Source organism: Rhizobium sp. BR 249, assembly GCF_047445895.1.
Taxonomy (GTDB): domain Bacteria; phylum Pseudomonadota; class Alphaproteobacteria; order Rhizobiales; family Rhizobiaceae; genus Rhizobium.
Genome location: NZ_JARWKX010000014.1, coordinates 61522 through 81893 on the forward strand (window position 1 = coordinate 61522; position 20372 = coordinate 81893).

Consider the following 20372-nt stretch of genomic DNA (forward strand, 5'->3'; position numbering starts at 1 on the left):
GTTCGGAAGGATCGCATGACGGCCATTCCCCTGAAGCAGCCGGTGACGGCGCGAGACGACATCATCCGCTTCGAAGGCATCGTCAAACGTTTCGGCGGCGCGCAGGCGCTGGCCGGTGCGTCGCTGATCGTCAGGCGCGGAACCATCCACGGCCTCGTCGGCCAGAACGGCGCCGGCAAGTCGACGCTGATCAAGCTGCTGGCCGGTCTCCACCAGCCGGATGACGGGCGGATCGAGATCGAAGGGCAGGCATTCGACCGGCTGACTCCGCATCTCGCCGAAGAGCTCGGCATCCACTTCATTTACCAGGACCGCCTGCTGGTGCCGACCTTCACCGTCGGCGAAGCCCTGTTCCTCGGCCGCGAACCGCGCATAAGGGGCACGCCGCTCCTCGACCGGCGGCTGATGCAGCGCCGCGCATCCGAAATCCTCAACGACTATTTCGATATCCGCTTACCGAACACCGCCCTGATCGGTGAATTGTCGACCGCCGAAAAGCAGATCGTGCAGATCACCCGCGCCCTCCTCAACCAGCCGAAGGTGCTCGTCTTCGACGAGCCGACCGCCGCATTGGTCCGCCGCGAGGCCGATATCCTCTTCAGGCTGATCCGCCGCCTGCGCGATGAAGGCGTGACCATCATCTACATCTCGCATTACCTGAACGAAATCGAAGAGCTCTGCGACCACGTCACCGTGCTGCGCAACGGGCAGGATGTCGCTTCCGTGCCGATCGGCGAGACTTCGGCCTCGGCGATCGCACGGCTGATGGTCGAGCGCGACATCAAGGACATGTTCCCGAAAGCTGAAGTCACGCTCGGCGACGAAATCCTCAAGGTCGAGCAGTTGTCGGCGCCGGGAAAATACAGCGACGTCAGCTTCTCGCTTCGCCGCGGCGAGGTGCTCGGTCTCACCGGCCTGCTCGGTTCCGGGGCAAAGGAGCTGGTCCGCACGCTCTTCGGCCTGGAGACCCCCTCCTCCGGCAGCATCGAGATCAGCGGAAAATCCGCCCGTTTCGCCAATCCCACGCAAGCCGCCGGCCGCGAGATCGCCCTGGTGCCGGAAGATCGCCGTCGCCATGGCGTGGCGCTCGACCTCAGTATCGCGGAAAATACCAGCCTTTCCAGCCTCGGCCGCTTCACGCGTTTCGGCTTTCTCGATCGCAGGCGCGAGCAGCGCGAGGTCGATGCCCTGATCACGCGGCTGCAGGTGAAAACCAGCGGACGCAATGCGCTGCTGCGCACGCTTTCGGGCGGCAACCAGCAGAAGGTGGCGATTGCGAAGTGGCTGAGCCGGCACTCCGAGGTCTATCTCCTCGACGAGCCGACCGTCGGCGTCGATATCGGCTCCAAGGTCGAGATCTATACGTTGATCGGCGAGCTTGCGGCGCGGGGCGCCGGCGTCATCGTGCTGTCTTCGGATTTGCCCGAACTCATCGGCATCACCGATCGCATCCTCGTGCTCTTCCGCGGCCGCGTCGTGCGGGAATTCATCTCGTCGGAGACCACGGCGGACGCCGTGCTGGCGGAATCGACCGGATCGTCGAAGGGAAAACGCCATGTCGGCTGAAGTAGAATTCGCGCCTTCCGGATTTTCGGCGGTAGAACCGCCTGACCGGCCGGCCGGCAATATCGCGGCTGCGGCACTGCGCTTCGGATCGCTCATCGCTTTCGCGGCCATTCTGATCGTCTTCTCGCTGACCGCGCCTTACTTCCTCAGCGTCGGCAACATCGGCAACGTGCTCGGCCAATCCGCCATCTCGGGCGTGCTGGCCATCGGGCTGACGGTCGTCCTGATCGCCGGCGGCTCCAATGTCGTCACCGGCGGCATCGACCTGTCGCTTGCGGCCAATATGGGCCTCAGCGCCGCCGTCTATGCCAGCCTGACCCAACTCGGTTACAGCGATGTCACGGCGATTTCGGCCTCGCTTCTCACCGGGGCGCTGATCGGCACGGTCAATGCCGTTGCCGTCGTCTATGCCGGCATCGTGCCGTTGCTGGCCACGCTTGCCGTGATGAACGTCGTCGCCGGCCTGGAACTGGTGCTGACCCAGAATACCGTTCTGCCGGCTTCCACACCCCTCCTCTCGGCGCTTTCGGCGTCCGATCCCTTCGGCCTGCCGGTTCTTGCCTATGTGCTCCTCGGCTTCACGGCCCTTGCAACGGCGGTCGTGCAATATACGCCGCTTGGCCTGCGCCTTTATGCCGTCGGCGAATTCCCGGATGCGGCACGCGCCGCCGGTCTGCCGCTTCGCCGCCTGCTTGCCGGCGCATTCGTCGCCAGCGGCCTATGCGGCGGCATCGCCGGCATCCTGAGCGTCTCCTATCTGAGCGGCAGCACGACCGGCTCCGGCGAAATGCTGCTGCCCGTCGTCGTCACCGCCCTGCTCGGCTCGGTCTTTTCGCGCCGGCTGGTTCCCACGATCACCGGCACATTGCTCTCGGCCCTGCTGGTCGGTTTCCTCACAAACGGTTTCCAGCTGCTCAACATTTCGAGCACGCTGGTCAGCGGCGTCCAGGGCCTGCTCATTCTCATCGTGGTCTCCGCGACCACCCTGTTGCGCCGTCAGGAGGCCTGATCATGTCGCTCCAGACTTCGACATCAACCGTCACCGGTCTGCCACGCCTTATCACCGCCGGCGCGGCGCGCTACGGGCTGATCCTCGCACTCGTCGCGGTGTCCGCCATCTTCTCCGCGGCAACGCCGACATTTCTGACGCTTGCCAACCTGCAGAGCATCCTCGTCAACAATTTCACGCTGCTTGCCATCGTCTCGATCGCCATGACCTTCGCCGTCTCCTCGGGCGGCATCGATCTCTCCGTGGGAACGGCGATGGATTTTGCAAGCTTCGCCTTCGTCTCCCTCGTCCTTGCCGGCCAGCCGGTGGCAATCGCGGCCCTTGCCGGACTGGCGGCAGGAGCGCTCGTCGGCGCCTTCAACGCGCTGCTGATCTCAGGGATCGGCGTCTCCCCCTTCCTTGCGACACTCGGCACACTGTTCATCGGCCGCAGCATTCAGCAATTGCTGACCAATGGCGGCAATCCGGTCTATCTGCCGCCGAGCGGCGTGCCGGAAGCTTTCCGCTTTCTCGGCCACGGCACGATCGCCGGCTTTCCCGTGCCGCTTGCGGTCGCGATCCTCATCATAGCGGCCGCCGCGGTCGTCTTTGCCCGCACGCGTTTCGGCCGCGTCATCCTGTCGATCGGCATCCAGCCGGCCGTCGTGCGCTATTCCGGCATCGCGGCATCTGCCCATATCGCCGCAACTTTCATCATCGTAGGCTTGATCGCAGCCGTCGCCGGCCTGATCCTGACGGCGACCGTTACCGTCTACATCCCCTCTTCCGGCAATGCCTTCCTGCTGAATGCCATCGGCGCGACCTTCATCGGCACGACGTTCAGCCCGCTCGGGCGGCCGAATGTCGGCGGCACCGTGCTGGGGGTGCTGCTGCTCAGCATCGTCGCCAACGGGCTGTTGCTGACCGATCTGAATTTCTATTGGCAGCAGGTCGGCACCGGCACGCTGATCTTCGCCGTGCTCGCCCTCAGCTTCATCAACAGGAAAGCTGCCGGCAACGCGTGAGAAAAAGCCGAAGTCTCTACCCCGCCGAGGTGTCCGAGATCATGCGCGAGACGGCATTTTTCCAGCCGATGATCTTCGCCTGCCGCTCGGTCTCTTCCATCGAAGGGTCGAAGCGGCGGTCGCAGGCCCAGGCCTGAGCAAACTCGCGTCTGCCGGGCCAGATTCCGGCTTTCGAGCCGGCGAGCCAGGCTGCGCCGAGCGCCGTCGTCTCGCGGATTGCCGAGCGGTCGACGGGGTTTCCGGTGATGTCGGCCAGGCACTGCATCGTCCAATCCGAAGCCGCCATGCCGCCATCGACGCGCAATACCGTTTCCAACTGGTTGGCGCCCCAATCCTTCTTCATCGCAACGAGCAGGTCGAGCGTCTGATAGGCGACGGATTCGAGCACGGCGCGGGCGAATTCCGCCGGGCCGCTGTTGCGCGTCAGGCCGAAGATCGCGCCGCGCGCGGCCGGATCCCAATAGGGTGCGCCTAGGCCGGTGAAGGCCGGAACGATATAGACCTGCTGGCCGGGGTCTGCCTTGGTCGCGAGAACCCCTGCCTCGGAGGCCTGATTGATAATGCCGAGACCGTCGCGCAGCCACTGCACGGCGGCACCGGCAATGAAGATCGAGCCTTCGAGCGCATAGGTCGTCTCGCCGTCGAGCCGGCAGGCGATCGTCGTCAGCATGCGGTTGGAGGAGGAAACACGGTCCCTGCCGGTGTTCAGAAGGGCAAAGCAGCCGGTGCCATAGGTGGATTTCATCATGCCGGGCTCGAAGCAGGCATTGCCCACAGCCGCAGCCTGCTGGTCGCCGGCGACGCCGAGGATCGGAAGCGCGGCGCCGAACAGCGCCTCGTCGACCCGGCCGAAATCGTCGGCGCATTCCCTGACCTCGGGAAGCATGGCGGAGGGAATGCCGAGAATGCCGAGAAGCTCCTCGTCCCATGCGCCGTCATCGATATTGTAAAGCAGCGTTCTCGACGCATTGGTCGCATCGGTGGCGTGCACGCGACCATCGGTCAGCTTGTAGATCAGCCAGCTGTCGATCGTGCCGAAACAGACTTCGCCTGCCTCCGCCTTTTCCCGCAGACCATCGACATTGTCGAGCAGCCAGCGCAGCTTCGTGCCGGAGAAATAGGGATCGAGCAGCAGGCCTGTTTTGGCGCTGAACAGTTTCTCGTATCCGTCGGCCTTCAGGCTCTCGCACATTTCGGCGGTGCGCCTGTCCTGCCAGACGATCGCGCGGTGAAGCGGCACGCCGGATTTGCGATCCCAGACGACCGCCGTCTCACGCTGATTGGTGATGCCGATCGCGGCGATCGCGGCGGCGTTCAGTCCGGCATCGGCGATGGCGCTCCTCACCGTGGCGACGACAGACTGCCAGATTTCAGCGGCGTCATGCTCCACCCATCCGGGCTGCGGATAATATTGGGTGATCTCCGCCTGCGCCGAGCCGGCCATTTTCATGCCGCCATCGAAGATGATGGCGCGCGAAGAGGTCGTGCCCTGGTCGATCGAAAGAATATAGCCGCTCATATATCCGTCTCCGGTTCGCACGAAACCGCTCGGCCCGCCGCTCAGCGGCAGGACTCAATGTTTGATGAGAGAAAGATTGTGGGTGCCACCGGCTTCAAGCCGGTGGCAGGAGGTGATGGCCGGAAGCCTCGTTGCTTCCGGCCGGGTCCGCCTTACTTCTGCCAGCTCTTGACGAGTTCGTCGTAGTTGACGGTAAGCGGCTTTTCCTTCTCGTTCTCGATCTTCAGCTGCGGCGCCAGGTTGCCCTTCTTCACCGCATCCGCGTTCCAATAAGCGAGATCATGCTCTTCGGCGAGTTTCGGGCCGATATCGCCCTGGACCTTGGCGCGCTCGAGGCGCTGCAGCACCTTTTCCTGTTCGGAGCAAAGCGAGTCCATTGCTTCCTGTGCCGTCTTGGCGCCGGAAGAAGCATCACCGATTGCCTGCCACCACAGCTGCGCGAGCTTCGGATAGTCAGGAACGTTCGTACCGGTCGGCGACCACTGCAGGCGGGCCGGCGAACGGTAGAATTCGATCAGGCCGCCGAGCTTCGGCGCGCGATCGGTGAAGGACTTATGGTCCAGCGTCGACTGGCGGATGAAGGTCAGGCCCATGTGGCTCTTCTTCACGTCGACAGTCTTGGAGGTGACGAACTGGGCATAGAGCCAGGCGGCCTTTGCACGGTCGTCAGGCGTGGACTTCATCAGCGTCCAGGAACCTGCGTCCTGATAGCCGAGCTTCATGCCGTCCTTCCAGTAGACGCCATGCGGGCTCGGTGCGAAACGCCATTTCGGCGTGCCGTCCGCGTTGACGACCGGCAGGCCGTCCTTGACGAAGTCGGCGGTGAAGGCCGTGTAGGTGAACATCTGCTGGGCGACTTCACCCTGCGACGGGACCGGGCCGGATTCGGAGAAGGTCATGCCCTGAGCCGCAGCCGGTGCATAGGCCTTCATCCAGTCCAGATACTTCTGGATGGAATAGACCGCTGCCGGGCCGTTGGTGTCGCCGCCGCGCGCGACGCACGATCCGACCGGACGGGAGTTCTCGTCGACCTTGATACCCCATTCGTCGACCGGCTTGCCGTTCGGGATGCCCTTGTCGCCGTTGCCGGCCATCGACAGCCAGGCGTCGGTGAAGCGCCAGCCGAGCGACGGGTCCTTCTTGCCGTAGTCCATATGGCCGTAGACCTTCTTGCCGTCGATCTCGCGGCCGGTGAAGAACTCGGCAATATCCTCATAAGCCGACCAGTTGACCGGCACGCCGAGATCGTAGCCGTACTTCGCCTTGAAGTCCGCCTTGTTCTTCTCGTCGTTGAACCAGTCGTAGCGGAACCAGTAGAGGTTCGCGAACTGCTGGTCCGGCAGCTGGTAGAGCTTGCCGTCGGGCGCCGTGGTGAAGGACTTGCCGATGAAGTCGTCGATGTCGAGGCCGGGATTGGTGACATCCTTGCCTTCATTGGCCATCCAGTCGGTCAGCGAGCGGGCCTGCTGGTAGCGCCAATGGGTGCCGATCAGGTCCGAGTCGTTGATGTAGGCGTCATAGATGTTTTCGCCCGACTGCATCTGCGTCTGCAGCTTTTCAACCACGTCGCCTTCGCCGATCAGGTCGTGGGTGATCTTGATGCCGGTGATCGCGGTGAAGGCCGGAGCCAGCACCTTCGATTCATATTCATGCGTGGTGATCGTTTCGGAAACGACCTTGATGTCCATGCCGGCGAAGGGCTTCGCGGCATCGACAAACCACTGCATTTCCTTTTCCTGGTCGGCGCGGGAAAGCGTCGAGAGGTCGCCGACTTCCTTGTCGAGGAAGGTCTTGGCCTCGTCCATGCCGGCATAGGCCGATGCTGTCATCGCCAGCAGCAAGCCTGCTGTCGTCGTCAATAAGTGCCGTCGCATATTATCCTCCCAAGGGTTTGCGATTGCAGTCACGTCTCAGGCGGCCAGTACCCCCGGCCATCTGTCTTCTCCTTGCCGTCACACGTAGCGGAACACGCCGATGGCGTAGACTACGGAAATGGCAAGAGCCCACCACAGGTTGGGCCCAGCGAGCCCAAGCCATGCAAGATGAATGAACGCTGCGCCGAGCAGCGAAATGAAAAGCCGGTCGCCGCGCGTCGTCTCGAAACGCAGCACGCCTGTGCGCGGCGAGCCGCCCGGCGAAAAATATTCCCAGACGCTCATGGCGATCAGAAGCGCCAGGATCGTCAGGAAGAACAGCGCCGTCGGCAGCGTCCAGGCCATCCAGGAAAATGTCATGGCCGTCTCCTCCTCAGACGCGGCCCAGGGCAAAGCCCTTGGCGATGTAGTTGCGGACGAAATAGATGACGAGCGCGCCGGGAATGATGGTGAGCACGCCGGCTGCCGCCAGCACGCCCCAGTCCATTCCGGCCGCCGAAACCGTGCGCGTCATGATCGCCGAGATCGGCTTTGCCGCCGTCGTGGTCAGCGTGCGGGCAAGCAGCAGCTCGACCCAGGAGAACATGAAGCAGAAGAAGGCGGCGACACCGATCCCGCTCGCGATCAGCGGCATGAAGATCTTCACGAAGAAGCGCGGGAACGAGTAACCGTCGATATAGGCGGTCTCGTCGATCTCCTTCGGCACGCCGGACATGAAGCCTTCGAGAATCCAGACCGCCAGCGGCACGTTGAACAGGCAGTGGGCAAGCGCCACGGCGATGTGCGTGTCGATCAGGCCGAAGGCCGAATAGAGCTGGAAGAAGGGCAGCGCGAAGACGGCCGGCGGCGCCATGCGGTTGGTCAGCAGCCAGAAGAACAGGTGCTTGTCGCCGAGGAAGCGGTAGCGCGAAAAGGCGTAGGCCGCCGGCAGCGCAGCGAGCACTGAGATGACCGTGTTCATCGCCACGTAGATGATGGAATTGATGTAACCGCTATACCAGGACGGATCGGTGAAGATGACGGTATAGTTCCGCAGCGTCGGATTTTGTGGCCAGAGCGAGAAGGCGCCGGTGATCTCGGCATTCTCCTTGAAGCTCATGTTGACCAGCCAGTAGATCGGCAGGAGCAGAAAGAGAATGTAGAGCGTCGTGACCACCCAGGAGAAGTTTCCGGCGGGCTTGTATTTCATTGTCGCAGCCATGGATCTCTCCTTTCTCAGGCGTTGGCGTCGCTGCTGGTCATGACCGTGTAGAAGATCCATGACAGCAAGAGGATGATCAGGAAGTAGATGATCGACATCGCCGCGGCGGGGCCGAGATCGAACTGGCCGACGGCCATCTTCACGAGATCGATCGACAGGAAGGTCGTCGAGTTGCCGGGACCGCCGCCGGTGACGACGAAGGGCTCGGTATAGATCATGAAACTGTCCATAAAGCGCAGGAGCACGGCGATCAGCAGCACCCGCTTCATCTTCGGAAGCTGGATGTAGCGGAATACGGACCAGCGCGAGGCGCCGTCGATCTTCGCAGCCTGATAATAGGCGTCGGGGATCGAGACGAGGCCGGCATAGCAGAGCAGCACGACGAGGCTCGTCCAGTGCCAGACGTCCATGACGATGACGGTGACCCAGGCATCGACCGGATCGCGGACATAGTTGTAGTCGAGGCCGATCGCTTCGAGCGTATGGCCGAGCAGGCCGATATCGACGCGTCCGAAGACCTGCCAGATGGTGCCGACGACATTCCACGGAATGAGCAGCGGCAGCGCCATCAGAACGAGGCAGACGGGAACGCCGATGCCCTTCTTCGGCATGTTGAGCGCGATGAAGATGCCGAGCGGAATCTCAAGCGCCAGGATGATGAAGGAGAAGAGCAGGTTGCGCTCGAGCGCTTCCCAGAAGCGGTCGGAATGCAGGGTCTGGACGAACCAGTCGGTGCCCGCCCAGAAGAACTCGTTGTTGCCGAACGTATCCTGGACCGAATAGTTGACGACGGTCATCAGCGGGATGGCGGCCGAAAAGGCGACCAGCAACAGCACCGGCAGGACCAGAAACCAGGCTTTGTTGTTCCACGTCTTCTGCATGGCTCAGGCCTCCCTGCCGACACGCCAGCTGTCGGCGTAAATGCTGATGGCGGACGGATCGAAGGTGACGCGGGCATCCGTGGGGATGTCGGCATCCTCCTGCACGACGATCGCAATCGGCTGGCCGGCGAAGCGGGCGCGTACGATCTTCTGCCGGCCGATATCCTCGACCTTGGTGATGGTGACCTGCATGCCTTCCCGTCCGAGACGGATGAATTCGGGGCGGATGCCGAGCTCGGTCTTGGAACTGCCTGCGGTCTTCGGCGCGTAATCGAGCGTCAGCACCTCGTCTCCGACCGCCACAGTGCTGCCGTCGATCTGTGCCGGCATGACGTTCATGCCTGGCGAACCGATGAAATAGCCGACGAAGGTGTGGCTCGGCCGGCGTGCCGATCTGAACGATCTGGCCGTCATACATGACGACGACCTTCTCGGCGAAGGTCAGCGCCTCGGTCTGGTCGTGTGTGACGTAGACCATGGTGAAGCCGAACTGCTTGTGCAGCCGCTTCAGCTGCGAGCGCAGCACCCATTTCATATGCGGATCGATGACGGTCAGCGGCTCGTCGAACAGGATGGCGTTGACGTCGTTGCGAACCAGGCCGCGGCCGAGAGAGATCTTCTGCTTCTGATCCGCCGTCAGCCCCTGCGCCTTGCGCTTGGCCCAGCCGGCAAGGTCGATCATTTCGAGAATGTCGCGGACGCGCCGGTCGACATCGGCTTCCGCCACGCCGCGGTTGCGCAGGGGGAAAGCGAGATTGTCGTAAACAGTCATCGTGTCGTAGATGACGGGGAACTGGAAGACCTGCGCGATGTTGCGGCTCTGCGTCGAAAGATTCGTCACATCCTTGCCGTCGAAGAGGATGCGGCCATGCGAAGGCTGCAACAGACCGGAGATGATGTTGAGCAGCGTGGTCTTGCCGCAGCCGGAAGGACCGAGCAGCGCATAGGCGCCGCCGTCGTTCCACTCGTGGTCGACTTCCTTCAGCGAATAATCATTCTCCGTCTGCGGATTGGCTCCGTAGGCGTGGCGGATATGGTCGAGCGTAATGCGTGCCATTGTGCTCTCCTATGCCTTCTTTTCGGCTGCAGCGATGGCGCGGCCGTCGGCGCCGAACGCCAAGAGGTGGCGCGTGTCGAGGAAGGCCTCGATCTCCATGTCGGGATCGATGTCGTGAATCCCGTGCGCCAGCATCACCCAGCGCACGCCGTCATATTCCAGGTGGACGAAGCTCTCCGAACCGGTGATCTCCGAAACCAGCGTGCGCGCCTGCAGGCGGGCCGCGTCACCCGTCTGCGGCTTGAAGCCGAGATGATGCGGGTGAAAAGCGATGGTCACCGGCCCCTCCGGCACGGCAGCCAGATGCGGGGGAACTGGAAGCCCCGCCCCGCCCGGACGCGTAAAGACATTGCCGGATTTGGTGACGTCGAGCGTGTTCAGCGGCGGGTCGGCGAAGATGCCGGCGGTGGCGAGGTCGGCAGGCCGGCGGTAAACGTCGATCGTCGGCCCGAACTGGGTTACCCGGCCTTCGTTCAGCGTCGCCGTATTGCCGCCGAGCAGGAGCGCCTCGGAAGGCTCGGTCGTGGCATAGACGAAGATCGCGCCGGATTGGGCGAAGATCTTCGGCAGCTCTTCACGCAGTTCCTCACGCAGCTTGTAATCCAGGTTGGCGAGCGGCTCGTCCATCAGCACGAGGCTGGCATTCTTGACGAGCGCGCGCGCCAGCGCGGTGCGCTGCTGCTGGCCGCCGGACAGGTTGAGCGGCGTGCGATCGAGATAGGGCGTGAGCTTCAGAAGTTCGGCCGCCTTGCGCACCTCGCGGTCGATCGTGGCGGCATCCTTGCCCGATATACGCATCGGCGAGGCGATGTTCTCGTAAACGGTCAGCGCCGGATAATTGATGAACTGCTGGTAGACCATGGCGACGTTGCGCTTCTGCACCGGCATGCCGGTGACATCGACGCCGTCGAAATGGATGGAGCCGGCGGTCGGACGGTCGAGCCCGGCCATCAGCCGCATCAGCGACGTCTTGCCCGACAGCGTCGGCCCGAGCAGGACGTTCAGCGTGCCGCGCTCGAGGACCAGATCGGTCGGATAGATATGATAGTCCGCGCCCACCATCTTGGCGGCGTTTCGCAGTTCCAGCATTCCGATTCCCCTGCCTCCACGCAGCGGGGACCACACGCCGCCTTATCCGGCCATCGCCGGTATGGCAGCCATGTACTCCTCCAGTGACTGAGCCTGCTCCCTGGAAAGGCGCAGACCATCCTTCGTTCTCCTCCACAGCACGTCTTCGGCGTGCCGGGCCCATTCATGTTCGACGAGGTATTTGACCTCGGCTTCGTAAAGATCGCCGCCGAACAGCTGCCCGAGGTCTTCGATGCCGCGGGCATCGCCGATCAGCGTCTCGGCCCTGGTGCCGTAGCGGCGCACCAGCCGGCGCGCATGCGGATCGGCAAGGAAGGGATAACGCCGCTTCAACTTGGCGACTTCGCCTTCATAACCCTGGACCGCGAAATTGCCGCCCGGCAGATGGCTCTTTGCCGTCCACGGGCTGCCCTTGACGCCGATCGCGGCGCCGATCTTCTCCAGCGCGTGCTCGGAAAGCCGGCGATAGGTGGTAAGCTTGCCGCCGAAAACGTTGAGCAGCGGCGCAGCCCCGCCTTCGCCTTCCAGCTTCAGCACATAATCGCGCGTCGCCTCCTGCGCCTTCGAGGCGCCGTCGTCATAGAGCGGCCTGACCGCCGAATAGGTCCAGACGATATCTTCCGCCCGCACCGGCTCCTTGAAATATTCCGAAGCCGCGTTGCAGAGGTAGGCGGTCTCCTCCTCGGAGATCCTGACGTCCTTGGGATCGGCGGTGTAGTCCCGGTCGGTGGTGCCGATCAGGGTGAAGTCGCCCTCGTAGGGAATGGCGAAGATGATGCGGTTGTCGGGATTCTGGAAGAAATAGGCTCTGGGATCGTCGAACTTCTTCCTGACGACGATATGGCTGCCCTGAACGAGACGGACGTGTCGGGCCTCGTTCTGGCCGAAGGCGGAACGGATGACATGATCGACCCAGGGACCGGCGGCATTGACCAGCATGCGGGCCTGATGGCTGTCGTTGCGCCCGGTGACCGTATCGACGGTCTCGATATGCCACAGGCCGTTCTCGCGCCTCGCCGCGACTACCTTGGTGCGCGGCAGGACGGTCGCCCCCTTGTCGGCGGCGTCGCGCGCGTTCAGCACAACCATGCGGGCATCGTCGACCCAGCCGTCGGAATATTCGAACGCCCGCGTGAACAGCGCCTTCAGCGGCTTGCCGGCCGGGTCCTTGCGCATGTCGAGCACATCAGTCGCCGGCAGCAGCTTGCGGCCGCCGAGATGGTCGTAAAGGAAGAGGCCGAGCCGGATCAGCCAGGCGGGGCGAATGCCGCCCTTGTGATAAGGCAATACGAAGCGCAGCGGCCAGATGATGTGCGGCGCCATCGCCCAGAGGATCTCGCGCTCCATCAGCGATTCACGCACCAGGCGGAACTCGTAATGTTCGAGATAACGCAGGCCGCCATGGATCAGCTTGGTGGCGCCGGACGAGGTGCCGGAGGCGAAATCGTTCATCTCCGCCAGCGCGACGGAATAGCCGCGCCCGACGGCATCGCGCGCAATGCCGCAGCCGTTAATGCCGCCGCCAATGACGAATATGTCGTGTATCTCCCGGCCCAATTGCCCCTCCGAGCCCACTGCTGATTTCGCATCGCACAAAACTTGCGCGATTGCGAAAGTGATAACAGTTAAAACGAAAGGAATGTGAATGTCAAACGAATGTTTGTTCCATTCGCGTGACCTAGCGCGATCTGCTTGCCGTTTCGATCAGCTTCACATTGTTTTCGAGGCAGAGATTGCGGATGGACGGCACCGGACAGTGGTCCGTGATAAAGGTATGGACCTGGGAAAGCTGGCCGATCCGGACCGGCGCGGTGCGTTCGAATTTCGTCGAATCGGCCACGAGGATGACATGCCGGGCATTGGCGATGATCGCCTGCGCGACCTTCACTTCACGAAAATCATAATCGAGGAGCGCGCCGTCGATATCGATTGCCGATGCGCCGATGACGGCATAATCGACCTTGAACTGACGGATGAAATCGACCGCCGCTTCGCCGACGATACCGCCGTCCGAGCCGCGCACGACGCCGCCGGCGATCACCACCTCGATTGCCGGAAAAAGACGCAACCTGTTGGCCACGTTGATGTTATTGGTGATCACCATCAGCTCGTGGTGATTGGCGAGCGCCTCGCCCACCGCTTCGGTCGTCGTTCCGATGTTGATGAAGAGCGAAGCTCCGCTCGGGATCAGCTCGACTGCCGCCATACCGATCGCCTGCTTCTCAGAAGCGGCGATCTGGCGCCGCGCCTCGTATTTGACGTTCTCCGTTCCGCTCGGAAATGTCGCGCCGCCATGGATGCGCGTCAGCACCTGCGCGTCGCAGAGATCGTTCAGATCCTTGCGGATCGTTTGCGGCGTCACCGAGAAGCGGGAGGCGAGCTCCTCGACCAGAACCCTGCCGCTCGATTTCGCAATCGCCACGATTTCAGTTTGTCGGTCGGTCAAGAACATCGGCGCCCCTTTCGGTCTGCTTTCGTTTTTAAAGAAAGCGAAGGGCGGCGCAATGCCTATTCGTCAGTGGGCCAACTTCCGCACTCCAAATGAACGCGGTTATCGTTTCCGCATGACGTTGACCACGAGCACGCCAAGGATCGCCATGACGCCGCCGGCAGCACCCAGCGCCGTCGGCGTCTCGCCCAGCCAGACGAACCCGATCAGCGTTGCGACCGGCGGGACACCGTAGAGAAAATTCGAGGCGCGCGCAGCCGTCAGCCGCTTCAAGGCGATGGCCCAGGTGAGATAGCCGATCGCAGTCGGGAAGATGACGAGATAGGCAACGCCCCAGTTGACTTCCGCCGGTGCAGCGGCCAGCGCGCGGATCGTCGCCGGGACGGCCGGAAAGAGCGGCACGGAGCCGATCAGCAGGATCCAGGCGGTGACGGCAAGCGCCGGCAGGCGAGCGAGCAGCGGCTTCTGCAATACGCTGGCGATCGCAGAGCAGAGCGCTGCGCCAAGGATCAGCACGGCGTTCGGATCGAGCTTGAAGCCACCATCAGAGGAAAGCGCAATCAGCGCCACGCCGCCGAAGGAAACCGCCGTACCCGCCCAGCCCCAGCGTCCGAAGCGTTCGCCGAGCGCGAATGTGGCGATCAGCGCGGTGAAAACGGGCATGGTATTGATGATGAAGCTTGCCGGCCCCGCCGCCACGGTCTGCTCGCCGGTGTTCAACAGAACCGCATAGGCGGCGATGAAGAGGACGGCGGCAACCGAGAGGCGGAAGACATCGCGCTTTTCCGGCATCGGCCGGTAAATGGCGAGATAAACGAGGGCGAGGACGCCGGCCGCCACGTAACGCGCCGTCGCCAGCTCGATCGGCGTCAGCGGCCCGAGGCAGATGCGGATCACCACGAAGGAAGAGGCCCAGAAGAGGATCGTGACCACGATCGCCGCAAAGGCGATCAGATCGAAGCCGCCTTGCTGTTTTACCGAAACCGGTGTGCTTGCCGCCATGCTCATTTTCACCTCCATCTATCCTTGCGACGAGGGATTAGACCTTCGATGCATGCTTGAAAAGCACCGCAATCGATGATCAAATGTGCGCATGGTTCACAGCTCGCCAGTGCTCCCGCCGCTCGATACGCTCGAGACCTTTGCCCGCGCCGCCCGGCTCGGATCGTTTTCGGCCGCGGCCGAGGAAAGCGGCATCACCCATGGCGCCGTATCGCGGCAGGTCTCGCGGCTCGAGCGCTGGATGGGTGTCCGGCTGTTTGCGCGTGAAGCTCGCGGTGTGCGCCTGACGCCGGAGGGCATGCGGTTTTTCGCCCGCGCCGAGGAAGCGCTTTCCCTGCTCGGCAATACCGGCGAGCGCTGGCTGCCTCGGCCCAACAAGGCGGTGGTGCGCCTCTCCGTGACGCCTTCGGTCGCATCATTGTGGCTGTTTCAGCGCCTGCCGAAGCTCGAAGGAAACGAGCTGCATGTCGAACTGACGCTCGAACATCGCCTGGCCGATTTCGGCGAAGGCACGGATCTCGCCATCCGTTGCGGCAAAGGCCCCTGGGCCGGCGTGCGCGCCCTGGCGCTCTGGCGGGAGAAATCCTTTCCGATCGCCGCCCCGGCATTGGCGAAACAGCTAAAGCAGCGTTCCGATGCCCTTTCACTGCTCGATCTGCCGATCCTTCACGATTCGAATATCGAAGGCTGGCGCCGCTGGCTCTCCCGCGAAGGCGTCGACTATACGCCGCGCGGCCAGGACCGGCGCTTCGAGGATTACAATCTGGTGATCGACGCCTGTGCGCAAGGGCTCGGCATCGCGCTCGCCCGGCCGCCGCTGTCGGATGCGGCGCTCGCCGCCGGGCGCGTCGTGGCGGTGTCGGAGCGCACGCTCGATCATCACGTGGCCTTTCACCTGATCCGCCCGGATGATGCGCTTCGGAGCCCTGCCATCGAATTTGCCAGCCGCTTCCTGCGCGAGGCCGGCCATGACGAGGAAACGATTGCGGCCTTCATCGCGCCCGGCCGCACGAAAGCATAGACGGATCGGTTAGAGCTTTTGCGGGTTAGATTGGATCATTCTGCGGAGTCGGATGGTCGATCGGCCGGCGCGCGTCGCGATGGCGTGACGCTCCCGCCGCGTCGCGGCAGGAGCGCGTCAAAAGACCTGTCAGTTCGAGGGGGTCAGCGTCATCGATGCGCTGCCGGCGGCGACGTTGAGGCCGAGCTGGCCGGTGAGGCTGACCGTCTGCAGATGGATCGAGCCGGAAGTGCCGCCGACCAGGAGATTGGCGCCGACACCGGCGCCGACCGTCGCTTCGGCGCTGGCGCCGACATAGAGACCGGCGAGCGATCCGCGATGGTAGCCGGCTGTCGGCGCAAACACGGCCCAGATCAGGCGGCTGCGCGTGGTGAAGCCGAGATCGATGCCGAGTTTTCTGATTTCGCCGGTATAGTGATCGATAAGCTCGTTGCCGACGATCGACTGGAAGACGCAATCGGCTTCCTTGGACGAACCAAGCACGTAACCAGTGCCGCCGCCGATATCGCAGGTGAGATAGCCGATCTTCACGCCGTTGCGCAGATCCGGCTCTTCATATGTCCTGGTGACGGGATCCGCGGCGCTAGCCACATCAGCACCAACAAACGTCAACGATATCGCGGCAAAGGCTGTCGCAAGAGTTTTATTCATAAGTCTCTCCTTCTCAAATCGCGACGGGAGCAAAACACCCGGCTGCGGGCGCCGGATAACGGATGGGACCGCAAAACGATCCCAAATCGGCGCCGTTTTCGCGTCGCATGTCAGAGCGCGTGGGAAGCGCAAGCGACAAACACGCTTACGGTTCAGCTTCCAATGGGACATTTCGAAGGCACCATGCCCATTTCACAATCTTGTTAGGAATGGTTGCAGAAATGGCACGATCCAATCCGCCCCCGTAACCGCAGGGATGCCGGCTCATCCATCCGACGCCAGCCCCTGCAATCGCATGAGGTTGCCACGTCGCATGTATAGCTGTAGTATTCGAAAGCTTTCTTTCTGCCGATATGCAGGAAGGGAGAAGCAATGGGCATTTTCCGGCATTGCCGCAGAATTTCTGCATGCTCCTCCGGCATTCTGTTTTCACTTTGACAGAAATGCCGCCTGAAATTCGAGACCCAGATCCAGAAGATTGTTTTTGCCGGGGCCGGACAACAGCACGCCCGCCGATCTCTATTGCAGATGGCGGCGTATAGTTCATCGGGAGGGAAAAATGCGCACAACCACAACCATCATGCTGGCGGGGCTCCTGGCCGTATCCGCCTGTCAGTCCGGCACGACGTCACAGGCCGTCGCCGACAAGAATTCCGAATTCGGCTGCATTGCCGGCACGGTCGGCGGCGCGATCGTCGGCGGTTTGATCGGCAGCACGATCGGCGCCGGCACCGGCCAAGTCCTCGCCATCGGCGGCGGAATTGCCGGCGGCGGCTTCGTGGGTAACCGCCTGGCTTGCCGATAATGGGGAGGATAGAACAATGAAAATCGTGGTTTTGGTGACGGCAATCTTAGTAAGCCACTCTGCCGGCGCGCTCGCCCAGCAGTCAGGCTCCCCGCAATCTACCTCAATGTATCAAGGGCAGATGGACCGGCTTGACGCCAATTCCAGCAAGACCGTCGATCGTTCCGAGTACGAAGCCTTCATGGGCACAGCCTTCGGAAATCTCGACAAGAACAAGGACGGCAGCCTGCAGACCAGTGAAACGGCCCAGATCCTGACCGTCGAGCAATTCACCATGACGGACTCCAACGGCGACGGCCGCATCAACAGGAGCGAATTCCTACAACGGGTAATGGCGGATTTCGCGACGGCCGATCACGATCGGGACGGCAATCTGCAATGAAAAAACCCGGCGAATGATTTCGCCGGGTTTCTATACTAAAGCGCGTCGCGATCTTTCAGATTCGCTCCTCGCGCTTTAGGTCTTTGTTTTACACATGTCGTTGTCGCAAAACCGCTGCACACTTTTGCGCGACATGCTCTAGATCCGTCGGCGCTATACTCTTCGCATGAAGCGCATGACGAGCGACACGACGAACAGCACCAGGAAAATGAAGAACAAAACCTGGGCAATCGAAGCTGAAGCCCCGGCGATGCCGCCAAATCCAAGGACGCCGGCAATCAAGGCCACAACGAGAAATACCAGAGCGTAATAAAGCATCGCGATCTCCTCTTACGTTGCTGCTGGCATAACGGAGACCGCGCACTTTTGGTTCCCTGCCCGTCTCACGGACGGCAGGAGGAACGCCGCATCGGCTTTTTCAGCCGAAATGAAAAACGCCGTTATACATCCGGTCGCCCTCGTTCGGCTCCGGCGGTTCGGCCGCTTCGAGATAAGCCTTGAGCGGTCCCGTCAGCACGAACCAGACGCTTGCACCGAGCATGAAGAAGAACCCCACCGGATCGTCGATGCGGGCGACGAAGGGAAGGCAGGCGGATGCAAACAGGACGATCAACCGCACCGACCACTCCGCCTCGCGCTTGGTGACGGCACGCGCTCTCAGCGACTTGTATTCCCGCGCGCCATAGGCGCTGTTTCCAGTCTTCACCGCCGAAAACAGCTTTCGCGCGGAAGGCAGCGCCAGCATGATCAGCGCGGCGGCGCTGAGCGCGAAAGGCTTGCCGGCCATGACCTGTGCGCTCGCGATCAGAAGGAAGGAGAGCACGGCAAGATTCCACATCGGCTCCAGCAGCTCCGGCGGCTGGCGCGTGCGGACGTGCCAATTCCGCAGCAAGCCTGCGGCGCCGTTCAATAACGGCTGATCGATGTAACGATTGATCCAGTCCATTTCGATGCGCCCGCCCTTCTTGCCCCAAGAAGGGCCCGCAACACCATGAAATTGGGTCATCATCGTGGCGAACGGCTGCAATATCGGCCGAAGTTGCTTCTCCCCACAAGAACTGGCCTTGGCCAACTCAATTCCTGCGCGACTTCCCAGACATGGCCCGACGGGTCCGGTGCGGCGGCCCCGGCCGCTCGGCGGCTATCGCCGACCAGCCCTATTGGTCGCTTCGACCGCAGCGGTTTCGACATGCCACTGGGAAACCGTCAGCTCCGCAGACCGGGCGCTTCATGGCCGGTGCGCGCCACATATTCCGTGTAGCCGCCGCCATATTGATGGATGCCGTCCGGCGTCAGCTCCAGCACGCGGTTGGAGAGTGCGGCCAGGAAATGCCGGTCGTGCGAGACGAACAGCATGGTGCCCTCATATTGCGCGAGCGCCTTGATGAGCATCTCCTTGGTGTCGAGGTCGAGATGGTTCGTCGGCTCGTCCAGCACGAGCAGGTTCGGCGGGTCGAAGAGCATCATCGCCATGACCAGCCGGGCCTTCTCGCCGCCGGAGAGCACCCGGCACCGTTTCTCGACATCGTCGCCGGAAAAGCCGAAACATCCGGCAAGCGCGCGCAAAGGTCCCTGCCCCGCCTGGGGAAATCGGTCTTCCAGCGATTGGAAAATGGTGCGCTCGCCGTCGAGAATATCCATGGCGTGCTGGGCGAAATAGCCCATCTTGACGCTGGCGCCGAGGGAAACGCTGCCCTCATCGGGCGCTGTGGTGCCCGTCACCAGCTTCAGCAGCGTCGATTTGCCCGCACCGTTGATGCCCATGATGCACCAGCGTTCCCTGCGCCGCACCATGAAATCCAGCCCTTCATAGATGCTTCGGCTGCCGTATTTCTTATGGACGTTCTTCAGGCTGACCACGTCTTCGCCCGAGCGGGGCGCCGGCTGGAATTCGAAGGCGACCGACTGCCGGCGCTTGGGCGGCTCCACCCGGTCGATCTTCTCCAGCTTCTTCACGCGGCTCTGCACCTGCGAAGCATGCGAAGCGCGCGCCTTGAACCGCTCGATGAACTTGATTTCCTTGGCGAGCATCGCCTGCTGGCGTTCGAACTGGGCCTGCTGCTGCTTTTCGTTCTGCGCCCGCTGCTGCTCGTAGAATTCATAGTCGCCGGAATAGGAGGTCAGCGAACCGGCGTCGATCTCGAGGATCTTGTTGACGATGCGGTTCATGAACTCGCGGTCGTGCGAGGTCATCAGCAACGCGCCCTCATAACCCTTCAGGAACTCCTCCAGCCAGATCAGGCTTTCGAGATCGAGATGGTTGCTCGGCTCGTCGAGCAGCATGACGTCCGGGCGCATCAGCAGGATGCGGGCAAGCGCCACGCGCATCTTCCAGCCGCCCGACAGCGCACCGACGTCGCCGTCCATCATCTCCTGACTGAAACTCAGGCCCGCAAGCACTTCGCGGGCGCGCCCATCGAGCGCATAACCGTCCAGTTCCTCGTAACGCGCCTGCACCTCGCCGTAGCGCTCGATGATCTCCTCCATGTCGCCGGCCCTCTCGGGGTCGACCATGGCGGCCTCCAGCTCCCGCAGCTCGGCGGCAACGATGCTGACCGGCCCGGCGCCGTTCATCACTTCGGCGACGGCGCTGTGGCCGGCCATTTCGCCGACGTCCTGGTTGAAGTAGCCGATCGTGACGCCCTTCTCGCAGGAGACCTGGCCCTCGTCGGGCTGCTCCTCACCGTTGATCATCCGGAAGATCGTCGTCTTGCCGGCGCCGTTCGGGCCGACGAGACCGATTTTCTCGCCTTTGTTGAGGGCAGCGGAAGCCTCAATGAAGAGGATCCGGTGGCTGAGCTGCTTGCTGATATTCTCGATACGAATCATGATGTGCGCGGGGCCTGAAAAAAAGTTACGGCG

At 62.6% G+C, this 20372-nt stretch carries 19 protein-coding genes and 1 pseudogene; 6 read left to right on the forward strand and 14 right to left on the reverse strand.

All coding sequences use genetic code 11. The features are described from left to right. Window positions 1-15 precede the first annotated feature (15 nt). The 3 genes from QD408_RS14880 to QD408_RS14890 are packed head-to-tail and all read left to right on the forward strand — an operon-like array spanning window position 16 to window position 3579. Complete coding sequence (locus tag QD408_RS14880) at window positions 16-1566, forward strand: sugar ABC transporter ATP-binding protein (protein WP_414139837.1); 1551 nt, start codon at window positions 16-18, stop codon at window positions 1564-1566. Next, window positions 1556-2575, forward strand: coding sequence for an ABC transporter permease (locus QD408_RS14885; protein WP_414139838.1), 1020 nt, complete (start codon window positions 1556-1558; stop codon window positions 2573-2575). Before QD408_RS14880 ends, QD408_RS14885 begins: the two co-directional genes overlap by 11 nt. A 2-nt stretch (window positions 2576-2577) precedes the next feature. After that, entirely contained in the window at window positions 2578-3579 is a 1002-nt protein-coding gene (locus QD408_RS14890; RefSeq protein ID WP_414139839.1) for an ABC transporter permease, read from the forward strand. A gap of 16 nt (window positions 3580-3595) precedes the next feature. Here the strand turns inward: QD408_RS14890 and glpK are convergent, their stop codons facing one another. The 10 genes and pseudogenes from glpK to QD408_RS14940 all read right to left on the reverse strand — a co-directional run bounded on the left by glpK (window position 3596) and on the right by QD408_RS14940 (window position 14669). Further along, window positions 3596-5098 (reverse strand): glycerol kinase GlpK, encoded by a 1503-nt coding sequence (gene glpK / locus QD408_RS14895; RefSeq protein ID WP_088682336.1) that lies wholly within the window; start codon window positions 5096-5098, stop codon window positions 3596-3598. A 152-nt stretch (window positions 5099-5250) separates the two neighbouring features. Beyond that, window positions 5251-6972 (reverse strand): ABC transporter substrate-binding protein, encoded by a 1722-nt coding sequence (locus QD408_RS14900; RefSeq protein WP_088682335.1) that lies wholly within the window; start codon window positions 6970-6972, stop codon window positions 5251-5253. A 78-nt stretch (window positions 6973-7050) separates the two neighbouring features. Next, window positions 7051-7332: a DUF2160 domain-containing protein gene (locus QD408_RS14905; RefSeq protein ID WP_088682334.1), complete on the reverse strand. Its 282-nt coding sequence runs from the start codon at window positions 7330-7332 to the stop codon at window positions 7051-7053. A 13-nt stretch (window positions 7333-7345) separates the two neighbouring features. Beyond that, window positions 7346-8173, reverse strand: a complete 828-nt coding sequence (locus QD408_RS14910; protein WP_088682333.1) for a carbohydrate ABC transporter permease — start codon at window positions 8171-8173, stop codon at window positions 7346-7348. A 14-nt stretch (window positions 8174-8187) separates the two neighbouring features. Beyond that, on the reverse strand, window positions 8188-9054 hold the full coding sequence (locus QD408_RS14915) for a carbohydrate ABC transporter permease (protein WP_088682332.1): 867 nt from the start codon (window positions 9052-9054) through the stop codon (window positions 8188-8190). Window positions 9055-9057: 3 nt separating this feature from the next. Next, a pseudogene (locus tag QD408_RS14920) lies at window positions 9058-10111 on the reverse strand (ABC transporter ATP-binding protein). Between the two features lie 9 nt (window positions 10112-10120). Next, entirely contained in the window at window positions 10121-11200 is a 1080-nt protein-coding gene (locus QD408_RS14925) for an ABC transporter ATP-binding protein (protein ID WP_414139840.1), read from the reverse strand. Between the two features lie 42 nt (window positions 11201-11242). After that, window positions 11243-12757, reverse strand: a complete 1515-nt coding sequence (gene glpD, locus QD408_RS14930) for a glycerol-3-phosphate dehydrogenase (protein WP_414139841.1) — start codon at window positions 12755-12757, stop codon at window positions 11243-11245. Between the two features lie 121 nt (window positions 12758-12878). Beyond that, entirely contained in the window at window positions 12879-13652 is a 774-nt protein-coding gene (locus QD408_RS14935) for a DeoR/GlpR family DNA-binding transcription regulator (RefSeq protein WP_088682328.1), read from the reverse strand. A gap of 99 nt (window positions 13653-13751) precedes the next feature. After that, the gene (locus QD408_RS14940; protein WP_414139842.1) at window positions 13752-14669 is read right to left on the reverse strand and encodes a DMT family transporter; all 918 of its coding nucleotides are present in this window, start codon (window positions 14667-14669) and stop codon (window positions 13752-13754) included. A 73-nt stretch (window positions 14670-14742) separates the two neighbouring features. On the opposite strand from QD408_RS14940, the gene QD408_RS14945 reads away from it, so the two are divergent. Next, window positions 14743-15672, forward strand: coding sequence for a LysR family transcriptional regulator (locus QD408_RS14945; RefSeq protein ID WP_414139843.1), 930 nt, complete (start codon window positions 14743-14745; stop codon window positions 15670-15672). A 129-nt stretch (window positions 15673-15801) separates the two neighbouring features. Here QD408_RS14945 and QD408_RS14950 read toward each other — a convergent pair whose 3' ends face one another. Next, the gene (locus QD408_RS14950) at window positions 15802-16323 is read right to left on the reverse strand and encodes a DUF992 domain-containing protein (RefSeq protein WP_414139844.1); all 522 of its coding nucleotides are present in this window, start codon (window positions 16321-16323) and stop codon (window positions 15802-15804) included. A 559-nt stretch (window positions 16324-16882) separates the two neighbouring features. Between QD408_RS14950 and QD408_RS14955 the strand changes: the two genes are divergently transcribed. Continuing rightward, window positions 16883-17128, forward strand: a complete 246-nt coding sequence (locus tag QD408_RS14955; protein WP_414139845.1) for a hypothetical protein — start codon at window positions 16883-16885, stop codon at window positions 17126-17128. Between the two features lie 16 nt (window positions 17129-17144). Continuing rightward, window positions 17145-17510, forward strand: coding sequence for an EF-hand domain-containing protein (locus tag QD408_RS14960; protein WP_414139846.1), 366 nt, complete (start codon window positions 17145-17147; stop codon window positions 17508-17510). A gap of 153 nt (window positions 17511-17663) precedes the next feature. Here QD408_RS14960 and QD408_RS14965 read toward each other — a convergent pair whose 3' ends face one another. From QD408_RS14965 to QD408_RS14975, 3 genes are all read right to left on the reverse strand, one after another. Continuing rightward, the gene (locus QD408_RS14965; protein WP_003571841.1) at window positions 17664-17828 is read right to left on the reverse strand and encodes a DUF1328 domain-containing protein; all 165 of its coding nucleotides are present in this window, start codon (window positions 17826-17828) and stop codon (window positions 17664-17666) included. 100 nt (window positions 17829-17928) lie between these two features. Further along, window positions 17929-18519, reverse strand: a complete 591-nt coding sequence (locus QD408_RS14970; protein WP_414139847.1) for a hypothetical protein — start codon at window positions 18517-18519, stop codon at window positions 17929-17931. Between the two features lie 197 nt (window positions 18520-18716). After that, entirely contained in the window at window positions 18717-20339 is a 1623-nt protein-coding gene (locus QD408_RS14975) for an ABC-F family ATP-binding cassette domain-containing protein (protein WP_414139848.1), read from the reverse strand. Window positions 20340-20372 lie beyond the last annotated feature (33 nt).